Genomic DNA, 18197 nt, shown 5'->3' with positions numbered 1-18197 from the left:
TGCGCCGTTACTGCGCGGCGCCCTTGCCGGGGCCGCGGTAGCGCGACAGCCAGTACGCGTAGGGCGGCGGCAGCACACCGGCCGGGTTCTGTTCGCCCAGTGCCAGCGCCAGCTGGTACGGGTAGTGCGGGTTGGCCAGGTGCGCACGGGCGATCAGCACCAGGTCCATGCTGCCCTCGGCCACGGCCTTTTCGGCCATGTGCGGATCGTCGATGCACCAGCTCGCGGCCACCGGCATCTGCACATCGCGCTTCAGGCGTGCGGCTACCGGAACGAAGAAGCCCGGTCCCCACGGCGCGCGACTGGCGGCGGTGGAAAAGCCGATGCTGGCGTCGATCAGGTCCAGCCCGCCATCGCGCATCTCCCGCACCAGCTGCGCGGCTTCGTCGTAGAAGCGCTCGTCGTTGCCGTCGTATTCCACGACGCCGAAGCGCGCGGTCAGCGGCAGGTGTTCGGGCCACACGCGGCGCACGGCGGCCAGGGTTTCGCGCAGGAAGCGGCCGCGGTTTTCAGCGCTGCCGCCGTAGGCATCGGTACGCTGGTTGGCCACCGGCGAGAAGAAGCTCTGTGCCAGATAGCCATGGGCGAAGTGCAGTTCCAGCCACTGGAAACCTGCGGCAAGCGCGCGTTGGGCGGCGGCCACGAAATCGGCCTGCACGCGCGCGATGTCGTCCAGCGTCATCGCCTGCGGCACCTTGCCCAGCCCGCCACCGAAGGCCAGCGCGGACGGCGCCAGTGTCGGCCAGCCACGGCGGTCGCCCTCGGCGATATGGTCGTCGCCTTCCCACGGCAGGTTGGCGCTGGCCTTGCGCCCGGCATGGCCGATCTGGATGCCCGGCACGGCGCCGGCGGCCTTGATCGCCGCGGCAACCTGCGCCATGCCTTCGATCTGGCCGTCTTCCCACAGCCCGGCACAGCCGGGGGTGATGCGGCCTTCAGCGGAAACGGCGGTGGCTTCGACGATGACCAGACCGGCGCCACCCCGCGCCATGCCGGCGTAATGGGTGGTGTGCCACGGGCTGAGATAGCCCTCGTGCGCCGAGTACTGGCACATGGGCGGAATGGCGATGCGGTTGCGGAGCGTGATGCCCTTCAGGGTGAAGGGACTGAACAGAGCGGTCATGAAGATCTCGGTAGCGGGGTGCAGCGAACGGGCGGGGAGCGATGGGATCAGCGCGGCGGAAGGGCGCGGGCAGCGCCGACCAGACCGTCCAGCCAGTCCTGGTGGCCGTTGATCATCGGGTTGGGCTTGGCCGCCTGCAGCGCCTTGGCCGGTGCGCCGTTCTGGGTTTCCTGGGTGAGGATGCGCACGCGGCCAGCGTCCAGGTCTTCCACCAGCCAGGCATGGTGGACATCCAGCCGATCGGCGGCGCCTTCCTCGCCGGCCCAGCCGTGCCACGCCACCCGGCCCGGCGCGCCGGCGGTGGGCGCAACGTATTCGGTGCAGCGGGCTTCGACCGGGAAGCCGAAGGTTTCGAAGTAAAAGCGGTCGCCGGCTGCCAGCACCGGGCCACGGCCATCGTGGAAGCGCACGTTGGCCGAGTTGGCGTAGTAGGTCGGCCAGTGCGCCGGGGTGGCCAGCAGCGGCCAGAGGTCGGCGGCGGTCAGGCCGGCGACGATGACTTCGTTGGAGACAAAGTTGTCGGTCAGGCCCGGCAGGTAGCCGTCGGGCCAGTGGATGGCGTTCATTTTCATGGGGGAGTGGTGCAGGGAAGGGAAAGAGGGCCTTACAAGCGTAGGTGGCCCATGCCCATAGGTGGTCTAATGGCGACTTATCCCGTGGATAAAATCTGCTTATGCATAATCCGCAGTGGCTGCGCTCGTTCGCGGCCGTGGTCGCCCACGGGGGCTTCACCCGTGCGGCGCAGCAGCTCGGCCTGACCCAGGCCGCGGTGAGCCAGCACGTACGCCACCTGGAAGACGAACTGGGGCCGCTGTTGATCCGCCGGCCGCGGCAGGTCGAGCTGACCCCGGCGGGCACCGCCTTGCTGGCCTTCATCCAGGACATGGAGCGCGCGCACGGGCGCTTGCGAGCGAGCCTGTCGCAGACGGTTTCAGACCAGGGTGAGGTGAGCCTGATCAGCCCCGGCAGCGTGGGCCTGGCGCTGTATCCCATCCTGCTGGACTACCAGCGCAATCACCCCGGGCTGGTGATCCGCCACCGCTTCGCGCCCGACCCGGAAGCGCTGCAGGCCGTGGTGAACAAACAGTACGAACTGGGCCTGGTGACGCTGAAGCCGGACGACCCGCGCGTGGCCGCCTCGGCCTTCACCGAGGAAGTGCTGGAACTGGTGGTGCCTGCCGGTGCGCAGGCCGAAGACTGGGCAGATCTGCAGCGGCTGGGCTTCATCGACCACCCCGATGGACGAGCGATGGCTACCCGCCTGTTGTCGCGGCGCTTCCCGGGCAACCCCGGGGTGGGCACGCTGCCGGTGCACGGCTTCACCAACCAGGTCGCGCTGATCCTGGAGCCGGTGTCGCGCGGCCTGGGCTTCACTGTCATTCCGCGCCACGCACGCGAATCGTTCGCGCAGCCGGCGCTGATCGATACGGTGGAATGTGGCGATCCGGTGCGCGATACGCTGTGGCTGATCCACCGTGCGGAGTGGCCGTTGTCGGGCGCGGCGCAGTGGCTGGTGGAGCGCCTGCGCGGGCTGCCGCGCTTCCGCCGCGACCGCGCCACGTAGCGCCTGAACAGGGTTCTATTGCGGCGCAACATCGAAGGCGTACAATCCGCTTCGGCCAGTCGGCTGCTGTAACCCGCCTCCCGCCGTTTTCCCCTGCAACGCACAGTGCCGGGGCATTCCGGGGACGTCGCTACGGACCAGCGTACTTCCCAGGACTCACCTGTCCCCCTGTCCTGCCTGTCCCGTTGTCGGGGCCGGGCGCAGGCGGGCGCGTGCCTTTCAACCGAACTGCCCTTGTTGTCGTCGCCCCCATGTACGGCTTCCGCGCGCTGCGCGCTTCTGCGTCCCCCCATCTTCCTACCCTGATCGGCGCCAGTGCCGTGCTGCTGTGGAGCCCCACGCTGGGCATGCTGCGCACGATCAGCGAGATCTTCGGTGCCACCGGTGGCGCCGCACTGATCTTCACCGCTGCTGCGTTCTTTTCCGCGTTGATGCTGGGCATGCCGCGGCCATCGCAGCTGCCGCGACGTTACCTGCTGCTGGGCGGTGCGTTGTTCATCGGTACCGAGGCGTCGCTGTCGCTGTCCATCGGCCTGGCCCACCACCGTGGGCAGGCGCTGGAACTGGTGATGATCAATTACCTGTGGCCGTGCCTGACCGTGCTGCTGACGGTGTTGACCCGCATGCAGCGCGGCAACTGGCTGCTGCTGCCGGCCACGGTGCTGTGCCTGCTGGGCGTGGTGATGGTGGTGACCGGCGAGGGCGCGTGGTCGCCGGCGGTGCTGTGGGGCAACCTGCGCAGCAACCCGCTGGCCTATGCGCTGGCACTGGGCGCGGCCTGCATGTGGGCTACCTATTCGCTGGTGACCAAGCGCATCGGCGGCACCCGCAATGCGGTACCGCTGTTCATGGCCGCCACCGCGGTCGTGCTGTGGCTGAAGTACCTGCTGGGCGATGCGCCGCCGCTGCACCTGCACTGGGGCGGGCTGGCCCAGGTGGCGGTGTTCGGCCTGCTGACCGCCACCGCCTATGGCTGCTGGAACCACGGCCTGCAGCACGGCAACGTCACCTCGATGGCGATCTTTTCCTACTTCGCGCCGGTGCTGTCGGTGCTGTGGAGCAGCCTGTGGCTGTCGCTGCAGCCGGGCATGGGCTTCGTACGTGGGGTGGCCTGCGTGACCGCCGGTTCCCTGCTGTGCTGGTGGGCCACCCGCCCGCCGCGCGCGCTGCCACCGCCGGCGCCGCCGGCCGCACATACCGCCTGATATCCCTTGGCTGCCTGTGGCGCCGTGTTGCGCCGCACGATGTTTCAGCCGGATGACACTGTTACGTTGCCTGTCCCCCGGTGTCATCGACTGATGCGCACCTACGACCGCCAGTAGCAGTGATTGCAAGGGATTTTCATGACGCACAGGCTGAATCGCAAAAAGACACCGGTTACCTTCGTCGCCAGCGCGCTGGCCAGCGCCGTGATGCTGGCCCTGGCCGGCCCGGCCGCCGCGCAGGACAGCGGCGCCAACCCCACCGACCTGGATGCGGTGACCGTGACCGGCTATCGCGCCAGCGTGGAAAAGGCGCTGGACATCAAGCGCTCTGAAAAGGGCATGGTCGATGCGATCGTGGCCGAGGACATCGCCAACTTCCCCGATCTGAACCTGGCCGAATCGCTGCAGCGCATTCCCGGGGTGACCATCACCCGCGACGCCGGCGAAGGCCGCAACATTTCCGTGCGCGGGCTGGGCCCGGATTTCACCCGCGTGCGCATCAATGGCCTGGAAGCGCTGACCACCGTGGGCGGCTCGGACCAGTCCGGCGGCACCAACCGCAGCCGCGGCTTCGACTTCAACGTGTTCGCCTCGGACCTGTTCTCGCAGCTGATCGTGCGCAAGACCGCCTCGGCCGACGTGGAAGAGGGTTCGCTGGGCGCCACGGTGGACCTGCGCACCGCGCGTCCGTTCGACTACGACGGCTTCACCTTCGCTGCCAGCGGGCAGGGCAGCTTCAACGATCTGTCGAACAAGGCCAGCCCGCGCGCGGCCGCGCTGATTGCCGATACCTGGGCCGATGGCCGCTTCGGTGGCCTGCTGTCGGTGGCCTATTCCGAGCGCCAGGTGCGCGAAGAAGGCAGTAACACCGGGCGCTGGTACAGCGCCAGCAGCAATGGCGGCTTCAATCCGGCGTCGCCGTTCACCGCCGGCCTGGCCGATGGCGTGTGGCACCCGTACTTCCCGCGCTACACGCTGTTGGAACACGACCAGAAGCGCCTGGGCGTGACCGCCGCGCTGCAGTGGAAGCCGACCGACAACACCGAGTTCGCGTTGGATGCGCTGTATTCGAAGATCGATACCGTGCGCAGCGAGAAGTACATCGAAGCGATCTCGTTTGCCTATTCGGCGCAGAAGCAGAACATGCTGCTGCGCGATGGCTACATCGATCCGACCTCCGGCGCGCTGCTGTACGGCGTGTTCGATGGCGCCGGCGTGCGCTCGGAACAGCGCCGCGACGAATGGAGCACCGAGTTCAAGCAGGTCTCGCTCAGCGGCGAACACCGCTTCAGCGATGCGTTCAAGATCAACCTGCTGGCCGGGCATTCCAGTTCCAGGCACGCCAACCCGGTGCAGACCACGTTGATCATGGACAAGGCCAACGTGGCCGGCTACAGCTACGATTTCCGCGACAGCGTCACCCACCCGACCTTCAACTACGGCATCGATCCTACCGACGCCAGTGGCTGGACCCTGGCCGAAGTGCGCCTGCGCCCGCAGTACGCCACCAATACCTTCGACACCGCCGCGCTGGATTTCAGCTGGAACTTCGGGCCGTCGTTCACCCTGAAGGGCGGTCTGCTGGCCAAGGACTACCAGTTCGACACCAGCGAATACCGCCGGCGGAGCGAGACGGTGGTGCCGGCCTTCGCCGATGGCAGCTACACCGTGCCGGCGGCCATGGTGGACATCGCGCGCCTGGGCGGCGTGGCCGGTTCGCCCGACGCCTGGGCCGTGCCGGATCTTGCCGCGCTGTCGCAGCTGCTGGGCATCTACAGCGGGCAGGGCATCTACCAGCTGTACGAACGCAACGCCACGCGCCGCAGCGTGGAAGAGCGCGACCGCGGTGCCTGGCTGATGGGTGAGTTCGGCTTCGATATCGGCAGCGTGCCGGTGTCGGGCAACGTGGGCGTGCGCCGGGTGAAGACCACCCAGTCGTCCACCGGCTATTCCACCGTGGACGGTGCGATGGTGCTGACCCATGTCTCGCGCGACTACACCGATACGCTGCCCTCGCTGAACCTGGTGGCCGAGCTGGGCCCCGACGTGATGCTGCGCTTTGGTGCGGCCAAGGTGATGGCGCGGCCGGGGCTGTCATCGCTCACGCCGGGCACCACGCTCAGCCTGTCCAGCGGTCACCGCTACGTAAACGGCGGCAACCCCAACCTGGACCCGATCCGTGCGCGCACGCTGGATCTGGGCGTGGAGTGGTACTTCCAGGAAGGCGGTCTGCTGGGGTTGGCGTTGTTCCACAAGGACATCGAAAGCTTCGTGCAGGGCACCAGCACGGTCATGCCGTTCACCGCCAGCGGCCTGCCGGCCAGTCTGCTGGACGGCACCGGCGTATCGCCCAACGAGGACTTCACCTTCACCCGCCCGTTGAACACGCCCGGCGGTGACCTGAAGGGCGCCGAGTTCAACTACGTGCAGCCCTTCAGCTTCCTGCCCGGGCGCTGGAGCAACCTGGGCCTGCAGTTGAACTACACCTGGGTGGATTCGCAGATCCAGTACCTCACCTCCACCGGTGCGGCATCGCTGAAGACCGATCTGACCGGGCTGTCGAAGAATGCGTACAACAGCACGCTGTTCTACGAAGGCGAGAAGCTGGGCGCGCGCGTGTCCTACACCCACCGCGATGGCTACTACACGCAGGTGCCGGCCAGCGTGCAGGGCTTCAGCTTCCACGGCATGGATGCGGTGGACACGGTGGATGCCTCGATCAGCTGGAAGATTGATGACCAGCTGGAAATCAGCCTGGAAGCGATCAACTTGACCAACGAAACCAGCAACGAATGGGTGGGCACGACGGCGTGGAAGCTGCCGCTGACCTACACCCAGACCGGGCGCGAATACCTGGTCGGCCTGCGCTACAAGTTCTGACCGTTGCCACGTCCAGCAGGAGCCAACATGCGCAAACCATGCCGTCGTTTCCTTCCCCTGGCGGTGCTGCTGCTGTGTGCCAGCCTGCCGGCCACTGCCCGTGACTGGGTGGTGGCCGCCGATGGCAGCGGCGACTACCGCAGCGTGCAGGCCGCCATTGATGCGGTGCCCGATGGCAACCGCACGCGCCAGGTGATCGTGCTGCGCGAAGGCCTGTACCGCGGCGTAGTGAAAGTGCCCAAGGAGAAGAGCCGGGTCACCCTGCGCGGAGCGGGTGCAGGCGCCTCGATCATCAGCTGGAACAACTACGCCGACCTGATTGACCCGGCCACCGGCAAGGCGATGCGCACCAGTGGCTCGGCCACGGTCTATGTGTACGGCGATGAGTTCATCGCCGAAGACCTGACCATCGAGAATACGGCCGGCAATGTCGGCCAAGCCTTGGCACTTTATGCGGCGCCGCCGCGCGGTGGCTTCCGCAACGTGCGCCTGCTTGGCAACCAGGACACGCTGTACACCCACGAAGGCAGCGTGCTGCATTTCAAGGACTGCTATATCGAAGGCACGGTGGACTTCATCTTCGGCGCGGCCACCGCGTTGTTCGATGACTGCACGATCGTGTCCAAGGGTCGGCTGGGCTGGGTGACTGCTGCATCCACGCCGGAAGGCCAGCGCTTCGGTTACGTGTTCCGGCGTGCGCTGCTGCGTGGCGAAGGTGCCGGCACCACCTACCTGGGCAGGCCGTGGCGGCCGTTCGCGCGCACGGTGTTCCTGCAGTCCAACCTGGGCCCGCACATCGTGCAGGCCGGGTGGCATAACTGGGACAAGCCCGATGCCGAACGTACCACTTACTACGGTGAGTTCGGCAGCACCGGGCCCGGTGCCTCGCCCGAGGAACGCGTGCCGTGGTCGCACCATCTGTCGGGCGATGAGGCGGCGCAGTACAGCACCGAGGCGGTGCTGGGCAGCTGGCGCCCGTTCCCCTGACTTTGCAGGGTCGGGCGGCTGCGCGTGCGTCGGCCGGCGCGGCGCCAACTTTAGCGTTGGCCGACGGCTGTATTCAGCGCCGGTTTCAGCGCGGGTGCGATTCTCGGAATCGTCGACAGGTTCCACGACGAACTGTCCCACCGGTGCCGGTAGTGGCCGCACAGAGCAGTCGTAGAATCGAATCGACCGGGGCCTTCGCTGCTGCTGCAGCGTTCGGTTTCGATCGCGTTGCAGCACGCTACCTGCCCACTGATTCCACCGGCAGGTGGCATGCGCCAGACGTGCGCTGAAAGGTCTGTTCCCGGGGAGGGGGCGATTCGGAAGAGCACACTTTTTGACTTCAGTGACCTGCACCAGGAAACAAGAATGAACGTCCGCGAACTCCTGCAATCGAAGAAAGAAGCTGTCATCACCATCGACGCCGAAGACACGATCGGTGCCGCCGCGCACAAGATGAGCGCGAACCGTATCGCCGCGTTGGTCGTGGTCAAGGACGGTGCCCCGGTGGGCATCATTTCCGAAAAGGACATCGTGCGCGTGCTGGCCGACGACGGTCCGCAGGCCGGCCGCCGGGTCATTTCCACGCTGCCGTCCACCGGCCTGGAAGGCATTGCGCCGGACGCCACGCTGAAGCAGGCCATGTCGCTGATGACGTACTCGCGCCGCCGCCACCTGATGGTGACCGAAGGCAACACCCTGGTCGGCATCCTCAGCCTGGGCGATATCGTGAAGAACCTGCTGGGCGAGCTGGAGCTGGAAAAGGCTGTGCTGCAGGACATCTACATGGCGGCACACTGAGTGCCGTGTGCGCGCCGGCGTCGGCCCCGGCGCGCAGCAGGTATTCGTACAGCGGAAAAGCTGCAACAACGCAGACGTTCCGATGTTCCGGTCCGCCGGGCATGGCCCGGCGCTACCGGTACGCACGATGACAAGTGCAACGGGCGTCTAGCCTGCGATCTGCGCCTTACGGATGTGCGTCGAACCAGGCCAATATGCGCGCCGGTGAACTGGCGAACCATTCATGCCCGCCAAGCGGTTCGGTGTAGAGCGCCGTTTCCAGGCCCTGGTCCTGCAGGCGGTTGAAGTAGCGGTTGGTGGTCCACCACGGCACCACCGTGTCGACGAATCCTTGCAGGAACAAGGTGGGCGGATGGTCGGACGGCAGCACCGCCGGCACATCGCACAGCGGCCCGCTGCAGGTGGCGTACGAGCCGGACTGGATGGCCAGCGCGCGGAACTCGCCCGGGAACGATACGGCCATGCGGCTGGTGTTGTAGCCGCCACTGGAAATGCCGGTGGCGTAGCGCCGCAGCGGGTCGAGCGGGCCGAACTGGCCGGCGGCAATCGCATCGAAGACGTTGCTGAGGAAATCGTAATCGGTGCCCAGCTCGTAGGCCGCACTCAGGCCCGGCACATTGGTCTGCCAGAACAGATCGGCCGGCGCGGCCGGTGCCACCACCGCGTAACCGTGGTCGAGCAGGGTCTGGATCAGCTTGCCTTCGTAATAGCCGCCAAACGGCTGGTTGCTGCGGTAGTCGAAATTCTGCAGCGGGAAGAACGAGCCCTGGTAGACCAGCACTACCGGCCAGCCATGTGTCGGCGGTGTGCCCAGCGGCAGCTGGTAGGTCACCCGGCGCTGGCCGACCACGCCCGAATCGATCCACGCGGTCTGGTGCGTGCAGGTCACCCGCGCGGGAGTCAGCAGGCCGCGTGGTGTATCGGTACAGCGCGATTGCGCAGCGGCGTTCTGGCCCAGCAGGGCCCACAGCAACAGGCACGACAACCACATCCTCATTGCACGCTCCTTGCAGACAGGGACGGCGGGGATCAACTCGCTTCCGTCCCACTGAGGTAGAGCGACGCGATCCCCTTCGTCGCTGGGTTCAGAAGGTGACTTTCACCGAGTCGGCGCTGTAGCGGGCCGGGCCGTGGTAGACCACTTCGATATTGTTGCCATCGGGGTCGAGCACGAAGGCGCCGTAGTAGCCGGGGTGGTAGGGGCGCTCGCCGGGGGCGCCGTTGTCGGTGCCGCCAGCGGCCAGGGCGGCGCGGTGGAAGGCATCGACGGTGGCCGCATCACGGGCCTGGAACGCCAGATGGTGGCGGCCGGTCAGCTGGCCGGCGGCGGCCCCGCTGCTGGCGGTGGAAATGAACAGTTCGTCGGCCCAGAAATAGTCCGGGCCTTCGCCGGCCACCGGAATGCCGATCGTGTCGAACACCGCCTGGTAGAAGCGGCGGCTGGCGGCCAGGTCGCGCACCACCAGTTGCAGGTGGTCGATCAGGCGGCCGCGGTGCAGCTCCATTGTTTCCATACGCACCTCATCAAAGTGGCTCGTTGGTAGCGCCGGGCCGTGCCCGGCGAGCGCTTGGCGCGGTCTGCTTCCGGTGCCGTGAAGCCCGGAGGCGGCCGCCGGGCATGGCCCGGCGCTACCGGAACGATACCTTCTTTTGGATCAGGTATTGGCGATGATCTCGACCCAGTAGCCGTCCGGGTCCTTGATGAATGCGATGTTCTTCATGCGGCCGTCGGTCAGGCGCTTCTGGAACGGTACGCCCAGATCCTCGAAGCGCTGGCAGGCCGCTTCCAGGGCCGGCACCGACACGCACAGGTGGCCGAAGCCGCGCGGGTCGCTGTTGCCGTCGTGGTAGACCGGGCCGTCCTGGCTTTCCGTGCCGTGGTTGTGGGTCAGTTCCAGCACGCCCGGCAGGCCGGCCATCCACACCCGGCGGGTGGCATCGTCCTCCGGCACGGTCACGCCGGCCGGCACGTAGGCCAGGAAGTACAGGCTGAACTGGGCTTCGGCGAAATCGCGCTTGTCGATCAGCTGGTAACCCAGCACGCGGGTGTAGAAGTCCAGCGAGGCGGTGATGTCCTTCACCCGCAGCATGGTGTGGTTGAACACGAAGCCGTGGGTTTCGGCCGGGGCCTGGGCAGCCACGCCGGGAACGTCGCGCAGGGCGGCAAGGGTCATGGGGGAAGTCCTTCAGACAGGGCCGGGAACGGCCGGATGGACCATTCTAACGGGCGCCCACCGTGCTGATTGCGACATACAATGGACGGATCGCACCGTTCCGTCCTGACAACGACTCTCCGCCATGTCGCAGCGTGAATGGGTGGCTGCCGCCATCCGCAAGATCGAAGCCGATTTCAACCGCTCCGCCGATACCCATCTGATCCCGCTGGCGCTGCCCGGGTTTGCCGGGATCGATGTCTATCTGAAGGACGAGTCGAGCCACCCCACCGGCAGCCTGAAGCACCGGCTGGCGCGCTCGCTGTTCCTGTATGCGCTGGCCAACGGCTGGCTGCGTGAAGGGCGGCCGGTGATCGAGGCCTCCAGCGGCTCCACCGCGGTGTCCGAAGCGTACTTCGCGCGCCTGCTGGGGCTGCCGTTCGTGGCGGTCATTCCGGCCAGCACGTCGCCGGAAAAGATCGCGGCCATCGAATTCCATGGTGGGCGCTGCCACCTGGTCGAGCGTGCCTGCGACCTGAACTGCGAATCCGAACGCCTGGCCCGCGAAACCGGCGGCCACTTCATGGACCAGTTCACCTACGCCGAGCGCGCCACCGACTGGCGTGCGAACAACAACATCGCCGAATCCATCTTCAAGCAGATGGCCGAAGAGCCCAGCCCGGTGCCGGACTGGATCGTGTGCAGCCCGGGCACCGGCGGCACCGCCGCCACCCTGGGCCGTTATGTCAGCTACCGCCGCCACGACACGCGCATCCTGTGCGCCGACCCGGAAGTCTCGGTGTTCTACGCCGGCTACCAGGCGGCCGTGGCCGGTGAACAGGACTGGCGCGGGCTGACCTGCAGCGGCGGTTCGCGGGTGGAAGGCATTGGCCGGCCGCGGGTGGAACCCAGCTTCATTCCGACCAGCGTGGATGCGATGGTGAAGGTGCCCGACGCGCTGAGCCTGGCCGCCATGCGCCATGTCAGCCGCCAGCTGGGGCGCCGCGTGGGCGGTTCCACCGGCACCAATTTCATCGGCGTGCTGCAGGCCGCGCAGTGGATGCGGGCGGCCGGGCGCAGCGGCAGCATCGTCAGCATCCTGTGCGATGCCGGCGAGCGCTACGCGCACAGCTATTACAACCCCGAGTGGTACCTGAAGCAGGGCATCGATGTGGACGGCGCCGATGCACAGCTGGCCGCCGCCGTGGCCGGGCAGGGGCTGCCCGAGCTGGCATGCTGCAGCCTGGAAGCGCTGTAACGCAGCGACCTCATCCGCCGGGCATGGCCCGGCGCTACCACGGTGGGTGGCACGGTAGCGCCGGGCCATGCCCGGCGAGCGAAGCGGTGGTCAAGATAGCGCCCGGCCATGCCCGGCGGTCGCGATGGCGTCTCAATACCCCGCCGCCATGAACGCATCCAGCACCGCATCGCGCAGTGCATCGGGCAGCGCCTCGATATCCATCGCGCGGTCATCCAGGTGCAGGTGCGGGTCCAGGCTGCTGGCCCGGCCCTGGGCCAGTGCCTGCAGCCACAGCAGCACGCAGATCACGAACTCGCGCTCATGCCCGGGATGCAGGTGGCTGGCGCCCCGTTCGATCACCTCGAACGGGTACCACTCCTGGGTCTCGTTCAATCGACCGCCCTGCTGCTGCACGGCCTGCAACTGGGCAAGATGGCGCGGCGCATCGTCGCCGGCGTCGCACAACGCGGCGATCCAGGCCAGTTCGTTGGCACTGGCCGTCAGGGCCATCGACCGGCCCGGTGCTGCGGTTGGGGCTGGAGCCAGACCTTCCATGTGGGGCCTCGTCGGTACGTACCGCTGCGGTCTCCCCCGCGCGGCCAGCTTCGGCGCGGTGCCGTAAGGCCGGTGTGAATGCCCGGTGCGCCGCCCCCTTGTCTGCTGCCGCTGCCAGCGCCATATCGACGGTGATGCCCGCGCGCCGGGCCTGTCCCCCTGGAGATCTGCCGTGACCGAAGCCAACCCTCTGCTCGATTTTTCCGGCCTGCCGCGTTTCGAGGCGATCCGCCCCGAGCACGTGGCACCGGCGCTGGATGTGCTGCTGGCCCAGGCCGAGGCGGCGGTCAGCGCGGCCGAGCAGGTGCAGCCGGTCACCTGGCAGACCTTCGTAACCCCGCTGGACGATGCCACCGAGCGCCTGTGGCGTGCCTGGGGCCTGGTCAGCCATCTGCAGGGCGTGGTGAACACCCCTGAGCTGCGCGAGGCCTACAACAGCAACCTGCCGCGGGTGACCCGCTTCGCCAGTGCGCTGGGCCAGAACCTGGCGCTGTTCCGCCAGTACCAGGCCCTGGCCGCCAGCGCCGAAGCGGCGCACTTCGATGTGGCCCAGCGCAAGGTGCTGGACAACACCCTGCGTGATTTCCGCCTGGGCGGTGCCGAACTGGAGCCGGCCGCGCAGCAGCGCTTCGCCGCAATCAAGGAGGAGCTGTCGGCACTGTCGGCGAAGTTCTCGCAGAACGTGCTCGATGCCACCGACGCCTGGTCGCTGGTGGTGGACGACGAAGCGCGCCTGGCCGGTGTGCCCGACGACGTGAAGGCCGCCGCGCGTGCGGCCGCACAGAAGGACGGCCACGATGGCTGGAAGCTGACCCTGCAGATGCCGTGCTATCTGCCGGTGCAGACCTGGGGCGAAGACCGCGACCTGCGCGAGATCCTGTACCGCGCCAGCGCGCAGCGCGCCTCGGAATTCGGCGATGACGCGCTGGACAACAGCGGCAACATCGACCGCATCCTGGCCCTGCGCGGCGAGCTGGCGGCGCTGCTGGGCTTCGCCTCGTACGGCGACTATTCGGTGGCCACCAAGATGGCGCAGGACCCGGCCGAAGTGCTGGGCTTCCTGCGTGACCTGGCCGTGCGTGCCAAGCCGTTCGCCGCACAGGATCGCGCCGAACTGGAACAGTTCGCCAGCGAACAGCTGGGCATCGCACCGCTGCAGGCCTGGGACCTGGCGTTCGCCGCCGACCGTCTGAAGCAGGCGCGCTACAGCTATTCCGAGCAGCAGGTGAAGCAGTACTTCACCGAGCCGAAGGTGCTGGCTGGCCTGTTCGCGGTGATCGAGCAGCTGTACGGCCTGCGCGTGCAGCCTGACAGCGCACCGATGTGGCACGACGATGTGCGCTTCTTCCGGCTGGTGGATGCGCAGGGCGCGCTGGTGGGCCAGTTCTACCTGGATCTGTACGCGCGCGAAGGAAAGCGCGGTGGCGCGTGGATGGACGACTGCCGCAACCGCCGCGTACGCGCCGATGGCAGCGTGCAGACGCCGCTGGTCTACCTGGTGTGCAACTTCGGTCGCGGTGCCGACGGCAAGCCGGCCACCTTCAGCCACAACGAAGTCACCACCCTGTTCCATGAAATGGGCCATGGCCTGCACCAGCTTCTGACCCGCATCGGCGAACTGGGCGTGGCCGGCATCAACGGCGTGGAATGGGACGCGGTCGAGCTGCCCAGCCAGTTCATGGAGAACTTCTGCTGGGAATGGGACCACCTGCAGGCGATGACCGCGCACGTGGACAGTGGCGAGCCGCTGCCGCGCGCGCTGTACGAGCGCATGCTGGCCGCGCGTAACTTCCATAGCGGCATGGCGACCGTGCGCCAGCTTGAATTCGGCCTGTTCGACATGCTGCTGCACAGCCAGTTCGAACCGGCGCAGGACAGCGTGCTGGCGTTGCTGGATCGCGTGCGCGCGGAAGTGGCGGTGAACCATCCGCCGGTGTGGAATCGCTTCCCGCACCAGTTCAGCCATATCTTCGCCGGTGGCTATGCGGCGGGCTATTACAGCTACAAATGGGCCGAAGTGCTGAGTGCCGATGCGTATGCGGCCTTCGAAGAAGCGCCGCAGGCACTGGCCGAAACCGGTGCGCGTTTCCGCGACGAGATTCTTTCGCGCGGCGGCAGCCGTGCCGCAGCGGAGAACTTCAAGGCCTTCCGCGGCCGCGCACCGCAGATCGACGCGCTGCTGCGGCATTCGGGCATGGCGTAACACGGTGGTGCTGTGGTGGGTGCCAACCTTGAAGCGGTGATGCCGTGGTAGGTGCCAACCTTGGTTGGCACTGTCCGGCATTTGTGCGGACCAAGGTCCGCACCTACCGAAGAGCGGTGGTGCTGCGGTGGGTGCCAACCTTCAAGCGGTGGTGCTGTGGTAGGTGCCAACCTTGGTTGGCACTTGCTGGCAATCGTGCGGACCAAGGTCCGCACCTACCGAGCAGCGGTGGTGCTGCGGCGGGTGCCAACCTTAAAGCGGTGGTGCTGTGGTAGGTGCCAACCTTGGTTGGCACTGTCTGGCATTTGTGCGGACCAAGGTCCGCACCTACCGAAGAGCGGTGGTGCTGCGGTGGGTGCCAACCTTCAAGCGGTGGTGCTGTGGTAGGTGCCAACCTTGGTTGGCACTTGCTGGCAATGGTGCGGACCAAGGTCCGCACCTACCGAGCAGCGGTGCTCTACTCGGTGTAGATCATCTTCCGGGTCATGCCGCCGTCCACGATGAAATCCTGGCCGGTGCTGAAGCCGGACAGCGAGGACAGCAGGTACACCGCCAGCGCGCCGATGTCTTCGGGCTGGCCCACGCGGCCGACCGGGTGTTGGGCGTGGTCGCTGGGCGAATAGTCCGGCGCGTAGCGGCGCGACGGCGCCTGCCAGGCACTGGTGCCGATCCAGCCCGGGCTGATGCTGTTCACCCGAACCGCCGGCCCGGCACTGATGGCCAGTGCATGGGTGAAGGCCACCAGCCCACCCTTGGCGGCGGCGTAGGCTTCGCTGTGCGCTTCGGACTGCCAGGCACGGGTGGAGGCGATGTTGATCACCGCGCCTGCGCCACTGGCCGCCAGTGCCGGCAGCGCATGCTTGCAGCACAGGAACGCGCCATGCAGCGACGACAGCCGCCGTTGCCATTCGTCCCACTCCATGTTTTCCAGGGTGGTGCCATGCGGTCCGGCGATGCCGGCGTTGTTCACCAGGCCATCGATGCGGCCGAAGCGCTGCTGCGCCACGGCCATGAACTCGCGCACGCTGCCTTCGTAGGCAATGTCCAGACGCTGGAACGCGGCATCATCGCCGCGCTGCCATTCGTCCAGACAGGCCTGGCCCGCCTCGGTGTCCAGATCGCCGATCAGCACGCGGCCGCCGGCGCCCAGCACCGCCTGGGCGATGCCGCGGCCAATGCCGTTGGCACCGCCGGTGACCAGCACCACCTTGCCCAGCAGGGGCGCCGCAGGCCACGGGGCGATTGGTGGTGCCGCGCTCACGACAGGTCTTCCCCGCGCAGGCGGCGGTACCAGCCGTCCACGCCAATGCGGTCCAGGGTCTGGATGTTGCGCTCCACGATCACGTCCGGGTCCGGGAAGGCGTCCACCGCGCGCGCCACGCTGTCTTCGCGCAGCAGGTGCAGGGTGGGGAAGGGGGCCCGGTTGGTGTAGTTGCTGGCATCGTCAGCGGCCACGCCGTCGAACTGGTAATCCGGGTGGAAGCTGGCCACCTGCAGGATGCCCTGCAGGTCCAGTGCCTCGATCGCCGCGTCGGCGTTGTCGAGGAAATCGTTGTAGTCCAGGAAGTCCACCAGCACCTGCGGATGCACGATCAGCGTGGTGTCGATCTGTTCGGCCGGGGTGTCGCGCAGCAGCACCAGCTCTTCGGCCAACTGCTCCACCAGCGCTTCCGGCGTGGTGGCATCGCTCAGCACGAAACGCACCTGGTCCTTCACGTACACGGCCTTGGCGAACGGGCACAGGTTCAGGCCGATCACGATGCGCTCCAGCCACAGGCGGGTGGCGGCGATCGGGTCGTCGGTGGGCAGGGCGGTATCGGTCATGGCGGGCACATCGGCTGGCGGGGCCGCCATTGTAGGCGTGCGGTCACCGCCGCGCTGTTCACTGTCCACGAACTGGACAGCGGCGATGCTGGAAAGCCGTGTGCATTCAATCACCTGGCCGCGCACAGCCAATGGCCGATTGCCGCCCCGGCAGTGAAAGGCGTGCAATGGCCCCACGTAACTGGAGGACCCAACATGACTGCATCTTCCCCGTGGCTGCCGGCCGATCTCTGGTCCGGTGCTTTCTTCGACGGCCAGTGGCGCGCCGCCGCGCAGCAGCAGCCGGTGCTTGAACCGGCCACCGGCCAGACGCTGGGCCAGGTGGGCCTGGCCGATGCCGCGCAGGTGGCACGTTCGGCCGCGGCCGCCGCGCAGGCACAGCGCGACTGGGCCGCCGCGCCCTACGAACAGCGCGCGCAGGTGCTGCGCCAGGCCGCACGCTTGGCCGAAGACAACATCGACACGCTGGTGGACTGGCTGGTGCGCGAAAGCGGCTCGACCCGCCTGAAGGCCGGCTTCGAGGCCAAGGTGACCATCAAGGCGCTGCACGAAGCGGCCGCGCTGCCCTCGCGCAGCACCGGCGAAATCCTGCCTTCCGAACCGGGCCGGCTGAGCCTGGCGCGGCGCCGCCCGCTGGGCGTGGTCGGGGTCATTTCGCCGTTCAATTTCCCGCTGTACCTGGCCATGCGCGCGGTGGCCCCGGCCATCGCGCTGGGCAATGCGGTGGTGCTCAAGCCCGATCCGCGCACGGCGGTCTGCGGTGGCGCGGTCATCGCACGCCTGTTCGAGCAGGCCGGTCTGCCCGCTGGCGTGCTGCACATGCTGCCCGGTGATGGTGCCGCCGGTGCCGCGCTGACCAGCGACCCGCACGTGGCAATGATCCAGTTCACCGGTTCCACCGCGGCCGGCCGCAAGGTGGGCGAAGCGGCCGGCAAGCACCTGAAGAAGGTGTCGCTGGAGCTGGGCGGCAAGAATTCGCTGATCATCCTGGACGATGCCGATCTGGATCTGGCCGTGGCCAACACCGCCTGGGGCGTGTACCTGCACCAGGGCCAGATCTGCATGGCCACCGGCCGCGTGCTGGTGCATCGGAAGATCCACGCTGCCTTCCTGGAAAAACTGGTGGCCAAGGCGAAGTCGCTGAAGGTGGGCGACCCGGCACGCGAAGACGTGGCCATCGGGCCGCTGATCAACGCCACCCAGCGCGACCATGCTGCGCGCGTGGTGGCCGATGCAGTGCAGGCCGGTGCCACGCTGGAAGCCGGTGGCACCCATCAGGACCTGTTCTTCGCCCCCACCGTGCTGGGCAACGTGGCCGCCGACAACCCGGCGTTCAACGAAGAAATCTTCGCGCCGGTGGCGGTGGTGGTGCCGTTCGACGATGACGACCATGCGGTGCAGCTGGCCAACGACAGCGAGTACGGCCTGTCGATGGCCATCGTGTCCAGCAACGTGGGCCGCGCGCTGAAGCTGGGCGAGCGCCTGCGCACCGGCCTGCTGCACATCAACGACCAGACGGTGAATGACGAAGTGATCAATCCCTTCGGCGGCGTGGGTGCGTCCGGCAACGGCACCAGCATCGGCGGCCCGGCCAACTGGGAAGAGTTCACCCAGTGGCAGTGGATGACCGTCAAGGGCGAAGCGCCCGCCTACCCGATCTGATCC

The 18197-nt window shown here is 67.5% G+C and carries 16 protein-coding genes; 8 read left to right on the top strand and 8 right to left on the bottom strand.

The genetic code is table 11. The features are described 5' to 3' along the window. Window positions 1-7: 7 nt before the first annotated feature. Together C1931_RS17355 and C1931_RS17350 are read right to left on the bottom strand one after the other, a co-directional pair. Entirely contained in the window at window positions 8-1123 is a 1116-nt protein-coding gene (locus C1931_RS17355; protein WP_108757216.1) for an NADH:flavin oxidoreductase/NADH oxidase, read from the bottom strand. A 47-nt stretch (window positions 1124-1170) separates the two neighbouring features. Further along, window positions 1171-1695, bottom strand: a complete 525-nt coding sequence (locus tag C1931_RS17350; protein ID WP_199912372.1) for an SRPBCC domain-containing protein — start codon at window positions 1693-1695, stop codon at window positions 1171-1173. A 101-nt stretch (window positions 1696-1796) separates the two neighbouring features. Between C1931_RS17350 and C1931_RS17345 the strand changes: the two genes are divergently transcribed. From C1931_RS17345 to C1931_RS17325, 5 genes are all read left to right on the top strand, one after another. Beyond that, the gene (locus C1931_RS17345; RefSeq protein WP_108757214.1) at window positions 1797-2687 is read left to right on the top strand and encodes a LysR family transcriptional regulator; all 891 of its coding nucleotides are present in this window, start codon (window positions 1797-1799) and stop codon (window positions 2685-2687) included. Window positions 2688-2899: 212 nt separating this feature from the next. After that, window positions 2900-3892: an aromatic amino acid DMT transporter YddG gene (gene yddG / locus C1931_RS17340; RefSeq protein WP_199912371.1), complete on the top strand. Its 993-nt coding sequence runs from the start codon at window positions 2900-2902 to the stop codon at window positions 3890-3892. Between the two features lie 138 nt (window positions 3893-4030). Then, a complete protein-coding gene (locus tag C1931_RS17335) occupies window positions 4031-6772 on the top strand; it encodes a TonB-dependent receptor (protein ID WP_108757212.1) in 2742 nt (913 codons plus the stop codon). A 27-nt stretch (window positions 6773-6799) separates the two neighbouring features. Next, entirely contained in the window at window positions 6800-7759 is a 960-nt protein-coding gene (locus C1931_RS17330; protein WP_108757211.1) for a pectinesterase family protein, read from the top strand. Between the two features lie 366 nt (window positions 7760-8125). Then, a complete protein-coding gene (locus tag C1931_RS17325; protein WP_108750461.1) occupies window positions 8126-8557 on the top strand; it encodes a CBS domain-containing protein in 432 nt (143 codons plus the stop codon). Between the two features lie 166 nt (window positions 8558-8723). On the opposite strand, the gene C1931_RS17320 is transcribed toward C1931_RS17325, so the two are convergent. The 3 genes from C1931_RS17320 to gloA form a co-directional block, all read right to left on the bottom strand. Next, on the bottom strand, window positions 8724-9554 hold the full coding sequence (locus C1931_RS17320) for a prolyl oligopeptidase family serine peptidase (protein WP_108757210.1): 831 nt from the start codon (window positions 9552-9554) through the stop codon (window positions 8724-8726). Window positions 9555-9642: 88 nt separating this feature from the next. Continuing rightward, window positions 9643-10071 (bottom strand): VOC family protein, encoded by a 429-nt coding sequence (locus tag C1931_RS17315; protein WP_108754214.1) that lies wholly within the window; start codon window positions 10069-10071, stop codon window positions 9643-9645. Window positions 10072-10212: 141 nt separating this feature from the next. After that, window positions 10213-10731: a lactoylglutathione lyase gene (gene gloA, locus C1931_RS17310; RefSeq protein WP_108754213.1), complete on the bottom strand. Its 519-nt coding sequence runs from the start codon at window positions 10729-10731 to the stop codon at window positions 10213-10215. Window positions 10732-10855: 124 nt separating this feature from the next. Here gloA and C1931_RS17305 point away from each other — a divergent pair, with 124 nt between their 5' ends. After that, on the top strand, window positions 10856-11968 hold the full coding sequence (locus tag C1931_RS17305; RefSeq protein ID WP_108754212.1) for a PLP-dependent cysteine synthase family protein: 1113 nt from the start codon (window positions 10856-10858) through the stop codon (window positions 11966-11968). A 132-nt stretch (window positions 11969-12100) separates the two neighbouring features. On the opposite strand, the gene C1931_RS17300 is transcribed toward C1931_RS17305, so the two are convergent. Further along, complete coding sequence (locus C1931_RS17300) at window positions 12101-12460, bottom strand: hypothetical protein (RefSeq protein ID WP_233615042.1); 360 nt, start codon at window positions 12458-12460, stop codon at window positions 12101-12103. 217 nt (window positions 12461-12677) lie between these two features. On the opposite strand from C1931_RS17300, the gene C1931_RS17295 reads away from it, so the two are divergent. Then, a complete protein-coding gene (locus tag C1931_RS17295; protein ID WP_108757208.1) occupies window positions 12678-14708 on the top strand; it encodes a M3 family metallopeptidase in 2031 nt (676 codons plus the stop codon). A 457-nt stretch (window positions 14709-15165) separates the two neighbouring features. On the opposite strand, the gene C1931_RS17290 is transcribed toward C1931_RS17295, so the two are convergent. Together C1931_RS17290 and C1931_RS17285 are read right to left on the bottom strand one after the other, a co-directional pair. Next, the gene (locus C1931_RS17290) at window positions 15166-15969 is read right to left on the bottom strand and encodes an SDR family oxidoreductase (RefSeq protein WP_108757207.1); all 804 of its coding nucleotides are present in this window, start codon (window positions 15967-15969) and stop codon (window positions 15166-15168) included. Then, window positions 15966-16532, bottom strand: coding sequence for a DUF1415 domain-containing protein (locus C1931_RS17285; RefSeq protein WP_108754208.1), 567 nt, complete (start codon window positions 16530-16532; stop codon window positions 15966-15968). Before C1931_RS17285 ends, C1931_RS17290 begins: the two co-directional genes overlap by 4 nt. 195 nt (window positions 16533-16727) lie before the next feature. Here C1931_RS17285 and C1931_RS17280 point away from each other — a divergent pair, with 195 nt between their 5' ends. Next, entirely contained in the window at window positions 16728-18194 is a 1467-nt protein-coding gene (locus tag C1931_RS17280) for a benzaldehyde dehydrogenase (RefSeq protein WP_108757206.1), read from the top strand. Window positions 18195-18197 lie beyond the last annotated feature (3 nt).

It is taken from the genome of Stenotrophomonas sp. YAU14A_MKIMI4_1 (assembly GCF_003086855.1).
GTDB lineage: Bacteria > Pseudomonadota > Gammaproteobacteria > Xanthomonadales > Xanthomonadaceae > Stenotrophomonas.
This window is presented reverse-complemented; position numbering and strand designations above follow the sequence as displayed.

Bases quoted from the DNA above. Each gene is read 5' to 3' on its own strand.
- C1931_RS17320 (WP_108757210.1), bottom strand. From the start codon at position 9,554: ATGAGGATGTGGTTGTCGTGCCTGTTGCTGTGGGCCCTGCTGGGCCAG.
- C1931_RS17325 (WP_108750461.1), top strand. From the start codon at position 8,126: ATGAACGTCCGCGAACTCCTGCAATCGAAGAAAGAAGCTGTCATCACC.
- C1931_RS17280 (WP_108757206.1), top strand. From the start codon at position 16,728: ATGACTGCATCTTCCCCGTGGCTGCCGGCCGATCTCTGGTCCGGTGCT.
- C1931_RS17330 (WP_108757211.1), top strand. From the start codon at position 6,800: ATGCGCAAACCATGCCGTCGTTTCCTTCCCCTGGCGGTGCTGCTGCTG.
- C1931_RS17315 (WP_108754214.1), bottom strand. From the start codon at position 10,071: ATGGAAACAATGGAGCTGCACCGCGGCCGCCTGATCGACCACCTGCAA.
- C1931_RS17300 (WP_233615042.1), bottom strand. From the start codon at position 12,460: ATGGCCCTGACGGCCAGTGCCAACGAACTGGCCTGGATCGCCGCGTTG.
- C1931_RS17345 (WP_108757214.1), top strand. From the start codon at position 1,797: ATGCATAATCCGCAGTGGCTGCGCTCGTTCGCGGCCGTGGTCGCCCAC.
- C1931_RS17285 (WP_108754208.1), bottom strand. From the start codon at position 16,532: ATGACCGATACCGCCCTGCCCACCGACGACCCGATCGCCGCCACCCGC.
- C1931_RS17350 (WP_199912372.1), bottom strand. From the start codon at position 1,695: ATGAAAATGAACGCCATCCACTGGCCCGACGGCTACCTGCCGGGCCTG.
- gloA (WP_108754213.1), bottom strand. From the start codon at position 10,731: ATGACCCTTGCCGCCCTGCGCGACGTTCCCGGCGTGGCTGCCCAGGCC.
- C1931_RS17335 (WP_108757212.1), top strand. From the start codon at position 4,031: ATGACGCACAGGCTGAATCGCAAAAAGACACCGGTTACCTTCGTCGCC.
- C1931_RS17305 (WP_108754212.1), top strand. From the start codon at position 10,856: ATGTCGCAGCGTGAATGGGTGGCTGCCGCCATCCGCAAGATCGAAGCC.
- C1931_RS17355 (WP_108757216.1), bottom strand. From the start codon at position 1,123: ATGACCGCTCTGTTCAGTCCCTTCACCCTGAAGGGCATCACGCTCCGC.